This is a genomic window from Denitromonas iodatirespirans, from assembly GCF_018524365.1.
GTDB lineage: Bacteria > Pseudomonadota > Gammaproteobacteria > Burkholderiales > Rhodocyclaceae > Nitrogeniibacter > Nitrogeniibacter iodatirespirans.
In genome coordinates, this window is record NZ_JAEKFT010000031.1 from 43,295 (window position 1) to 52,991 (window position 9,697).

Genomic DNA, 9,697 nt, shown 5'->3' on the forward strand with positions numbered 1-9,697 from the left:
TGATCTGCCCCAATACACAACTAGAACGAAGGAGCGTGATCCCCATGAGCGAGGCAACGGCAAAGCAGGGGCCCGACACCCGGGCGCGCATTCTGGATGCGGCGGAAGCGCTGTTCATGACCCACGGTTTCGAAGCGACTTCGATGCGCATGATCACCGGGCAGGCGGGCGTCAATCTGGCCGCGGTGAACTATCACTTCGGCAGCAAGGACGCGCTGATCCAGGAAGTGTTCCGGCGCCGGCTGACCGAGCTGAACCGCGACCGCCTGGCCGCGCTGGAAGCGGAAGAGGCGGTGGCCGGCGGCGCGCCGCTCAAACCGAGCAAGATCGTGGCGGCCTTCTTTGGCGTGTCGCTCAAGATGGCGGCCGATACCGAGCACGGCGGCGCCACCTTCATGCGCTTGCTCGGGCGCACCTACACCGAGCCGAACGAATTCGTGCGCCAGTTTCTGGCCGAAGAGTATGCCGAAGTGGTGCAGCGCTTCATGGATGCGCTGTACCGGGCGCTGCCCGATGTGCCGCGCGAGGAAATCCTGTGGCGCTTCCATTTCATGATGGGCGCCATGTCCTACGCGATTGCCGGCACCGATGCGCTCAAGCTGTTTGCCGGCGATTTCGACGACGAGGACCCGGCGCGCCTGATGCCGCGCCTGATGTCCTTCCTGCTCGGCGGCCTGCGGGCACCCTTGCCGGAAGAAGTGGTCGATCAAAACACACAGCGCCGCGATGCGGCGTGACGAAAGCATGGGCGTGAGCGCGCAGCAGAACGCGACACGCCGAACGAGGAGACGTTGCACATGATCTGGTTTTTTCTGTCCCTCCCTCCCTTGGCAGGTGCGCTCGCCTACGGGCGAGCGCCATTTTTTGCCTGGTTTGTGGCGGGTCTGGTCTGGCTGACGGGTTTGGCCTGGGTCGGCGCCTGGCCGGTCGGTGCCGCGTTGCTCACCCTGGTGCTCTATGTGGCGCTCATGGGCGTGTTTCTCATGCCCTCGCTGCGCAAGTGGTGGATCAGCGGGCCGATCCTGAGCGCCTTCCGCAAGGCGTTGCCGTCGATGTCGCAGACCGAAAAGGATGCGCTCGAAGCCGGCACCGTGTGGTGGGAGGGCGAGCTCTTCGCCGGTGCGCCCGACTGGCGCAAGCTGCTGGCCTATCCGTGGCCCAAGCTTTCCGACGAGGAGCAGCAGTTTCTCGATGTGCAGACCGCCGAGTTGTGCCGCCTCACCGACGAGTGGGAAAGCGCCCAGAAGCAGGATCTGCCGCAGGTGGTGTGGGACTACATCAAGACCGAGGGCTTCCTCGGCATGATCATTCCCAAGGAATACGGCGGCAAGGGTTTCTCGGCCTATGCCCATTCGCAGGTGGTGACCAAGCTCTCCACCCGTTCGTCGGCCGCCGCGGTGACGGTGATGGTGCCCAACTCGCTCGGCCCCGCCGAGTTGCTGCTGCACTACGGCACGCCTGAGCAGAAAAATCACTACCTGCCGCGCCTGGCCAAGGGGCAGGACATCCCCGCCTTTGCGCTGACCAGTCCGTGGGCCGGCTCCGACGCGGCCTCGATCCCCGATGCCGGCGTGGTGTGCAAAGGCATGTGGGAGGGCGAAGAGGTGCTCGGCGTGCGCGTGTCCTTCGACAAGCGCTACATCACGCTGGCGCCGGTGTGCACCGTGTTTGGCCTGGCCTTTCGCATGTTCGACCCGGACCACCTGCTGGGCGACACCGAAGACATCGGCATCACCTGCGCGCTGGTGCCGTGGAACCACCCCGGCGTGGACATCGGCCGCCGCCACTTCCCGCTCAACGCGGTGTGGATGAACGGCCCGATCCGCGGGCAGGACGTGTTCATGCCGCTCGACTTTATCATCGGCGGCCCGAAGATGGCCGGCCAGGGCTGGCGCATGCTGATGGAGTGCCTCGCCGCGGGCCGCTCGATCTCGCTGCCGGGCTCCAACACCGGCATGCAGAAGCTCACCGCGCGCGCCGTCGGCGCCTATTCCCGAGTGCGCTACCAGTTCAAGACCGCCATCGGCCGTTTCGAGGGCGTGGAAGAAGCGCTGACGCGCATCGGCGCCAACACCTATCTGTCGGACGCGGCGCGGGTCATGACCGCCAGCGCGATCGACCTCGGCGAGAAGCCGTCGGTGGTGTCGGCGATCGTCAAATACCATGTCACCGAGCGTGCGCGCCAGACCGTGAACGACGGCATGGACGTGATCGGCGGCAAGGGCATCTGCCTCGGCCCGCAGAACTTCCTCGGCCGTGCCTACCAGCAGATCCCGGTCGGCATCACCGTCGAGGGCGCGAACATCCTCACGCGCAGCCTGATCCTCTTCGGTCAGGGCGCGATCCGCTGCCATCCGTATGTGCTCGACGAGATGCATGCGGCGCAGGCCAACGACCTGGAGACCTTCGACAAGGCCTTCTGGGGCCACATCGGCTACACCGTGAGCAACATCGCGCGGGCGCTGGTGATGGGCCTGACCGGCTCGCACTTCGTCAAGGTGCCGGACAACGTCGCGCCCGAAACCAAGCGCTATTACCAGCAGCTGACGCGCTATTCGGCCGCTTTCGCCTTCCTGTCCGACATCTCGATGGGCACCATGGGCGGCGCGCTCAAGCGCAAGGAGAAACTGTCGGCACGCCTGGGTGACATCCTCTCGCTGATGTACTTGGTCTCTGCCACGCTCAAGCGCTACGAGGCCGAAGGCCGCAAGGCCGAGGACGCGCCGCTGATGCACTGGGCGGTGTGGGACGCCATGTTCAAGGCGCAGAACGCCTTCGAGGGCGTGATCGCCAACTTCCCCAACAAGCTCTTCGCCGCCTTCCTGCGCCATGTGGTGGTGTTCCCGCTCGGCCGGCCCTATGTGGTGCCGTCCGACAAGCTCGGCCACGAGGTCGCCAAACTGCTGATCGAGCCCTCCGCCACGCGCGACCGGCTGGTGGCCGACTCCTACGTGGGCACCGATCTGGACGACCCGGTCGCCGCGCTGGAAGCCGCCTTGCTGGCGACCGTCGAGGCCGAGCCGATCGAGCACAAGGTGCGTCGCGCGATCAAGGCCGGGCAATTCACGCCGGGCGTGCTGATCGGTGGCGGGGTCGATGCGCTCTACACCAAGGCGCTCGAGGCACGGGTCATCACCGATGTGGAATACGCCGCCATCCGCCGTCGCGGCGAGCTGCGCGACAAGGTGATCCGGGTCGACGACTTCGAATACGACTTCGGCCTGCGCGCCGCGCTCGAAGACGTCACCCCCGAAGACCAGAACGCACGGCGCAAGGTCGCGTGAGGGGCTCCGCCATGAATCAGCCGGTGTACCTCATCGACGGTGCGCGCACGCCCTTCCTCAAGTCGCGCAACACGCCGGGGCCGTTCGCCGCCGCCGACCTGGCCACCGCGTCCGGCACGGCCCTGCTGTCGCGCCAGCGCTTTGCGCCCGACCAGCTCGACGAGGTGATCCTCGGCTGCGCCAGCCCCTCGCCCGACGAAGTGAACATCGGCCGCGTGGTCGCCCTGCGCATGGGCTGCGGCCTCAAGGTGCCGGGCTGGACGGTGATGCGCAACTGCGCCAGCGGCATGCAGGCGCTCGACTCGGCCCTCATCAACATCCAGGCCGGCCGCTCCGAACTGGTGCTGGCGGGCGGCACCGATGCGCTGTCGCATGCGCCGCTGCTGCTCTCCGAGGCCATGGTGCGCTGGCTGTCCGGCTGGTACGCGACCAAGACCGTTGGTCAGAAGGTGGCGGCGCTGCGCCGGTTCAAGCTCGGCTACCTGGCGCCGGTGATCGGCATCATGAAAGGCCTGACCGACCCGATCGTCGGCCAGCTGATGGGGCAGACCGCCGAGAACCTGGCCTGGAAGTTCGGCATCTCCCGCGAAGAGATGGACGAATTCGCCGCGCGCAGCCACCAGCGCGTGATCGCCGCCCAGGCGGCCGGCCACTTCGACGAGATCGTTCCGCTGATCGATCGCAACGGCAAGGTCTATGCGCAGGACGACGGCATGCGCGCCGACTCCACCGCCGCCAACCTGGCCAAGCTGCGCCCCTTCTTCGACAAGCGCTACGGCAAGGTCACGGCCGGCAACAGCTCGCAGATCACCGACGGCGCGGCGTGGTTGATCCTCGCCTCCGAAGCGGCCGTCGAAAAACACGGCCTGGAACCCGTCGGCAAGATCGTCGACAGCCAGTGGGCGGCTCTCGCCCCCGACCAGATGGGCCTTGGCCCGGTGCATGCCGCCACGCCGATCCTGCAGCGCCACGGCCTCGGGCTGAATGACCTGGACGCCTGGGAAATCAATGAAGCCTTCGCCGCCCAGGTGATCGCCTGCCTGCGCGCCTGGAACGACGACGATTACTGCCGCAATGAGCTCGGTCTCGACGCCGCCCTGGGCGCGCTCGACGAGACCCGTCTGAATGTCGATGGCGGAGCCGTCGCGCAAGGCCATCCGGTCGGCGCCAGCGGCGCGCGCATCGTCTTGCACCTCCTTAACGTGCTTCGCCGCAGCGGCGGCAAGCGCGGCATCGCCAGCATCTGCATCGGTGGCGGGCAGGGCGGTGCCATGTTGGTTGAAGCCCTGTGAGGGCGACTGGTTACGGTCGGGCGCGGGGGGCGGCAATGCCCCCCTGCATATTGCCAAGCTCCGCGTCCGCCGTAGCCTTCGGGCGAGTTCCGCGCATTGGGCGCTCGCGTTTTTCGACAACCAAGGTGTGCGCATGAAGATCGGATTGGTGGTCGACGCCGCCTGCGATCTGCCGGGCGAGTTCCTGCGCGACAAGGGCATCCATGTGCTGCCCATTGGTCTGCGCGTGGGCGAGCGCCAGTTGGTCGACACGCGCGACCCGGCGGCCACCACCGCCTTCTACCGCGAGCGCCAGGACAAGCGCGCCGAGCTGCATGCCGAGTCAGTGCCTCTGTCGGCCGCCGAGATCGAAGCGCTGTTTCTCGACCAGTGGGTGACCGCCTACGACCACCTGGTGTGCCTGACCATCACCAGCGGTCGCAGCCCGATCTTCGCCCATGCCACCCAGGCGGCGCTGACGGCCGGGCGCAGCGCCCGCGAGCGGCGCCGGGCGGCCGGGTTGAGCCTCGGCTGGGGCGCCACGGTGATCAATACCCGCACCCTGTTTGCCGGGCAGGGCGTGCTGGCCTACGAAGCGGCGCGGCTGCGCGAAGCCGGCACCCCGCTGGAGACGATGCACCCGCGCCTCGCCCATGTGGCCGACGGTCTGCATGCCTTCATGGTGGCCGACGACCTCTACTACATCATGCGGCGCGCCGCCAAGAAGGGCGACCACAGTGTGAACTGGGCGGCCTATGCAGTCGGCTCGATGCTCAACGTCAAGCCGGTGCTGTATGCCCATCGCGACGACACCGGGCCGGTGGACAAGGTGCGCGGCGTCGAGAACGGCGGCAAGTCGCTCTTCGCCCGCGCGGCGCGCCAGATCCGCCGGGGGCTGGACGTGCCCTGCGTGTGCGTGAGCTACGGCGGCCCGGTGGATCGGGTGCCGGCGATGCCGGGGTTCGACGAACTGAAAACGGCGGCCGACAAGGCCGGGGTCGAGTTGCTGGTCTCGCACATGAGCCAGACTGCGGCCATCAACGTGGGCGCCGGTGCCCTGTGCGTGGCCTTCGCCGCCCATGGACATGAAGTGTGATGCGCCCCGCTTCCAGCGGGCGCGAACGACGCGAGCAAATGGAATGACCTACAAACACTGGCGCCTGCGCCGCGAAGACGAAGGGCTGGCCTGGCTGGATTTCGATGCCGCCGGCAGCAGCACCAACACGCTCTCCGCCGAGGCGCTGGACGAGCTCTCGCGCGTTTTGTCCGCGCTCGCCAGCCAGCCGCCCAAGGCCCTGGTGATCGCCTCGGCCAAGCCGGCCGGCTTCATCGCCGGCGCCAATATCGAAGAGTTCACGCAGATCGACTCCGCCGAAGCGGCGCGCGCGCTGGTCAAACGCGGCTGGGAGGTGATGAACCAACTCGCCGCCGTCCGCTTTCCGACCCTGGCGCTGATCCGTGGCCACTGCATGGGCGGCGGCCTGGAGCTGGCGCTGGCCTGCCGCTATCGCATCGGCGTGGACGAGCCCGGTACCCGGCTGGCGCTGCCCGAAGTGATGCTCGGCATCGTACCCGGCTGGGGCGGCATGCTGCGCCTGCCCGAGTTGATCGGCCCGGCCGCCGCGCTCGATCTTATGCTCACCGGCAAAGGCCTGGACGCCAAGCGGGCGCACCGGCTCGGGCTGGTCGACGCCTGCGTGGCGCCGCGGGTGATGGACAACGCCGCCCGCGTGCTGGCGCTGTCCGGCCAGCCGGCGCGGCAACTGCCTTTCATGCAGCGGCTGATGAATGGTCCGCTCAAGACCTTCGTTGCCGGCAAGGCGCGCAAGCAGGTGGCCGCCAAGGCGCGGCCGGAGCACTACCCGGCGCCCTACGCCATCATCGACATCTGGGCCAACTACGGCGGCAACGCGCTGGCCGTGCCGGCCAGCAGCCCGTCGTCGCTGGAGGCCATCTTCCGCTCGCCGACGGCCAAGAACCTGGTGCGCGTGTTCTTTCTGCAGGAGCGGCTCAAGGGTTTCGGCAAGGACAGCGACTTCGCGCCCAAGCGGGTGCATGTGGTCGGCGCCGGCGTGATGGGCGGCGACATCGCCGCCTGGTGCGCGCTGCGCGGCCTGACGGTGACGCTGCAGGACCAGTCCGCCGAGCGCATCGCCCCGGCCATCGCCCGTGCCGCCAAGCTCTATGACAAGAAATTCCGCAGCGACAAGAAGCAGGCGCGCTTCGCCCTCGACCGGCTGATCCCCGATCCGCAAGGCCATGGCGTGGCCCATGCCGACCTGATCATCGAGGCGATCTACGAAAACCTCGAGGCCAAGCGCACGCTGTTCGCCGATATCGAGCGCCGCGCCAAGCCCGAGGCGGTGCTCGCCACCAATACCTCCAGCCTGCGGCTCGAAGACATCGCCACCGCGCTGGCCGCGCCCGAGCGCCTGGTCGGCATCCACTTCTTCAACCCGGTGGCGATGCTGCCGCTGGTCGAAGTGGTGACCGGCGAGCAATCCGACCCCGAGGCCGTCAAGTGTGCCGCGACCTTCGTGCGCAAGATCGACAAGCTGCCGCTGCCGGTCAAGAGTGCGCCCGGCTTCCTGGTCAATGCCGTGCTCGGCCCCTACATGCTCGAAGCGCTGCGCTGTGTGGATGAAGGCATCGCGCCCGAGACCATCGACGCCGCACTGGTCGCGTATGGCATGCCGATCGGCCCGGTCGAGCTGGTCGACACCGTCGGTCTCGACATCGCCGTGGCCGCCGGCAAAGCACTCACCGGCAGCGAGGCCAGCGCCGCGCCGCGCGGCTTGATGCAGCGGGTCGAGGCCGGCAAACTGGGCAAGAAGACGGGCGAGGGCTTCTACGTGTGGGCCGACGGCAAGGCACAGAAAGCCACACTGGGTACCATTCCCGACGGTTTGGCGGCGCGTATCATCGAACCGCTACTGCAAGCGGCCAAGCGTTGCGTGCAGGCTGGCGTGGTCGCCGACGGCGATCTGGCCGACGCCGGCGTGATCTTCGGCACCGGCTTTGCGCCCTTCTCCGGCGGACCGATCCAGACCTTGCGCGAACGCGGCGATCTGCCGGCCGCCGACGAATCCGTCGCGCCCATGGTCCCCGAGGGCGCCTGAGGCTCCCAGGAGAACCCGGACATGACCCAAGACACCCAAATCTGCGACCTGCCCGACGACCGCGATCTCGCCCTGCGCGTGATGCCCATGCCGGCCGACACCAACCCCACCGGCGACGTGTTCGGTGGCTGGATCGCGGCCCAGGTAGACATCGCCGGCGCCATCCCGGCGCGGCGGCGCGCCTGCGGGCGGGTGGCGACCATCAGCATCAACTCGTTCCTGTTCAAGCAACCGGTGTCGGTCGGCGATCTGCTCAGCTTCTACGCCACCATCGTCAAGGAGGGGCGCACCTCGATCACCATCGCCGTCGAGGTCTATGCCGAGCGGCATCCGGAAAACCCGGTGGTGGTCAAGGTGACCGAAGCGACGCTGACCTACGTGTCCGTCGATGAACAGGGCAAGAAGCGGCCATTGCCGCCGAAGTAAGCGGAATTCGACAGGACGACCACCCAAGGTGGTCAGCTTTTAGTGATTGCCCGGTCTGTCGGACCGGGGGGGAAGACCCGCAAGGGCATTATTTAGCGCAGTGAGGAGACATCTATGAAAATGAAACACATGGCACGCCTGGTTCCCCTGGCCCTGCTGGCCCTCGGCAGCGGCCACGCCGCCGCAGCGGGCTTCCAGTTGCTCGAACAGAATGCCAGCGGTCTGGGCAATGCCTACGCGGGTTCTGCCGCGGTGGCCGACAACGCGAGCACGATCTTCTTCAACCCGGCGGGCATGACGCAGTTGCAGGCGCGGGAAGTGTCGGCGGGTTTGAACCTGGTCAAGCCGTCGTTCAAGTTCAAGGATGAGGGCAGCCGCTTCCTGACCACGCCGCTGTCGATTCCCGCGTCGGGCTCGGATGCGGGCGACGCCGGTGACATCGCCGCGATCCCCAATGCCTATATGTCCTGGGCGCTGACCGATCGCTTGTGGGCCGGCGTGGGCATCAGCGCACCGTTCGGGTTGGTGACCGAGTATGACGAGGATTGGGTCGGCCGAGCACAGGCGATCCTGTTCGACATCAAGACCATCAACATCAACCCCTCGCTGGCCTTCAAGGTCAATGACATGGTGTCGATCGGTGTCGGTCTGAACTGGCAGCGCTTGGAGGCGGAGTACGAGCGTTTTGCAACCGTCCTACCCAACGGTGTGGCACCGATCCCGGGTTTGTCGGCGACCAAGGCCATTCTCGAGGCGGATTCCGACGCGTGGGGCTGGAACATCGGCGCACTGTTCACCCTGTCGCCGGCCACCAAGGTTGGTGTGTCCTACCGCTCGAAGATCAAGCACGAGCTGGATGGCACGCTGAAGGTGGAGGGACCGGCCGCTGGTTTGGCGGCCACTGTCACCACCTCCGACGCGTCGGCCGACGTCGAGTTGCCCGACACCTTCATTCTCAGCGTTTCGCAGCAACTGAGCGATCAGTGGGAGATGCTGGGTGACGTTTCTTGGACCGGTTGGAGCAGCATCCAGGAGGTCAACATCGTCCGGACCTCGGGTGGCGCCTCCGGCACCACGGCGCAGACCCTCGAAACCAAGTTCCGCGATACCTGGCGCATTGCGCTGGGCGCCAACTACAAGCTGAACGATGCATGGAAGCTGAAGTTCGGCGTGGCCTATGACCAGACGCCGGTGCGCAACCAGAGAGAGCGGCTGGTGTCGCTGCCGGATGCCAACCGGACCTGGTTCTCGTTCGGCACCCAGTGGAAAGCCACCAAGGCATCGACCCTGGACCTTGGCGTGTCCTATCTCTTTGTGCCGGAAACCAAGATCAACAATGACCAGCAGGCAGCCGGTCGGGGCCTGGTGCGCGGCACCTACGACTCCAGTGTCTGGATCCTCGGCGCCCAGTACTCCATGGCGTTCTGATCCGCTTCGGATCGACGGCGCGGCGAGAGTCGCGCCGTTTTTCTTTGTGCGCCCAGCATGGGCGCACTCCTGCGGGTGCAAGTCCCGCCGTAAGTTGATCACAGCGAACGAAGTGAAGCGCAACTGCGCGAGGGCGACCGAGCGTGGGAAGGAAGCGTGGAGCATAAAC

At 67.0% G+C, this 9,697-nt stretch carries 7 protein-coding genes; all 7 read left to right on the plus strand.

Annotated features, from left to right (window positions below):
- The first annotated feature begins 44 nt into the window (after window positions 1–44).
- The 7 genes from I8J34_RS20240 (at window position 45) to I8J34_RS20270 (ending at window position 9,528) form a co-directional block, all read left to right on the plus strand.
- Window positions 45–737, plus strand: a complete 693-nt coding sequence (locus tag I8J34_RS20240) for a TetR/AcrR family transcriptional regulator (RefSeq protein WP_214363449.1) — start codon at window positions 45–47, stop codon at window positions 735–737.
- 60 nt (window positions 738–797) lie between these two features.
- The gene (locus tag I8J34_RS20245; protein ID WP_214363450.1) at window positions 798–3,284 is read left to right on the plus strand and encodes an acyl-CoA dehydrogenase; all 2,487 of its coding nucleotides are present in this window, start codon (window positions 798–800) and stop codon (window positions 3,282–3,284) included.
- Between the two features lie 11 nt (window positions 3,285–3,295).
- On the plus strand, window positions 3,296–4,576 hold the full coding sequence (locus tag I8J34_RS20250; protein ID WP_214363451.1) for an acetyl-CoA C-acetyltransferase: 1,281 nt from the start codon (window positions 3,296–3,298) through the stop codon (window positions 4,574–4,576).
- Between the two features lie 133 nt (window positions 4,577–4,709).
- Window positions 4,710–5,651: a DegV family protein gene (locus I8J34_RS20255; protein ID WP_214363452.1), complete on the plus strand. Its 942-nt coding sequence runs from the start codon at window positions 4,710–4,712 to the stop codon at window positions 5,649–5,651.
- Window positions 5,652–5,694: 43 nt separating this feature from the next.
- On the plus strand, window positions 5,695–7,674 hold the full coding sequence (locus I8J34_RS20260) for a 3-hydroxyacyl-CoA dehydrogenase NAD-binding domain-containing protein (RefSeq protein WP_214363453.1): 1,980 nt from the start codon (window positions 5,695–5,697) through the stop codon (window positions 7,672–7,674).
- A gap of 21 nt (window positions 7,675–7,695) precedes the next feature.
- Window positions 7,696–8,100 carry an acyl-CoA thioesterase gene (locus I8J34_RS20265; protein WP_214363454.1) on the plus strand — a complete coding sequence of 135 codons (405 nt, stop codon included), beginning with the start codon at window positions 7,696–7,698 and terminating at the stop codon, window positions 8,098–8,100.
- Window positions 8,101–8,214: 114 nt separating this feature from the next.
- Window positions 8,215–9,528 carry an OmpP1/FadL family transporter gene (locus I8J34_RS20270; RefSeq protein ID WP_214363455.1) on the plus strand — a complete coding sequence of 438 codons (1,314 nt, stop codon included), beginning with the start codon at window positions 8,215–8,217 and terminating at the stop codon, window positions 9,526–9,528.
- Window positions 9,529–9,697 lie beyond the last annotated feature (169 nt).

Excerpts from the sequence above, each read along its gene's own strand:
- I8J34_RS20265 (WP_214363454.1), top strand. The coding sequence starts at position 7,696 with ATGACCCAAGACACCCAAATCTGCGACCTGCCCGACGACCGCGATCTC.
- I8J34_RS20245 (WP_214363450.1), top strand. The coding sequence starts at position 798 with ATGATCTGGTTTTTTCTGTCCCTCCCTCCCTTGGCAGGTGCGCTCGCC.
- I8J34_RS20240 (WP_214363449.1), top strand. The coding sequence starts at position 45 with ATGAGCGAGGCAACGGCAAAGCAGGGGCCCGACACCCGGGCGCGCATT.
- I8J34_RS20270 (WP_214363455.1), top strand. The coding sequence starts at position 8,215 with ATGAAAATGAAACACATGGCACGCCTGGTTCCCCTGGCCCTGCTGGCC.
- I8J34_RS20255 (WP_214363452.1), top strand. The coding sequence starts at position 4,710 with ATGAAGATCGGATTGGTGGTCGACGCCGCCTGCGATCTGCCGGGCGAG.
- I8J34_RS20250 (WP_214363451.1), top strand. The coding sequence starts at position 3,296 with ATGAATCAGCCGGTGTACCTCATCGACGGTGCGCGCACGCCCTTCCTC.
- I8J34_RS20260 (WP_214363453.1), top strand. The coding sequence starts at position 5,695 with ATGACCTACAAACACTGGCGCCTGCGCCGCGAAGACGAAGGGCTGGCC.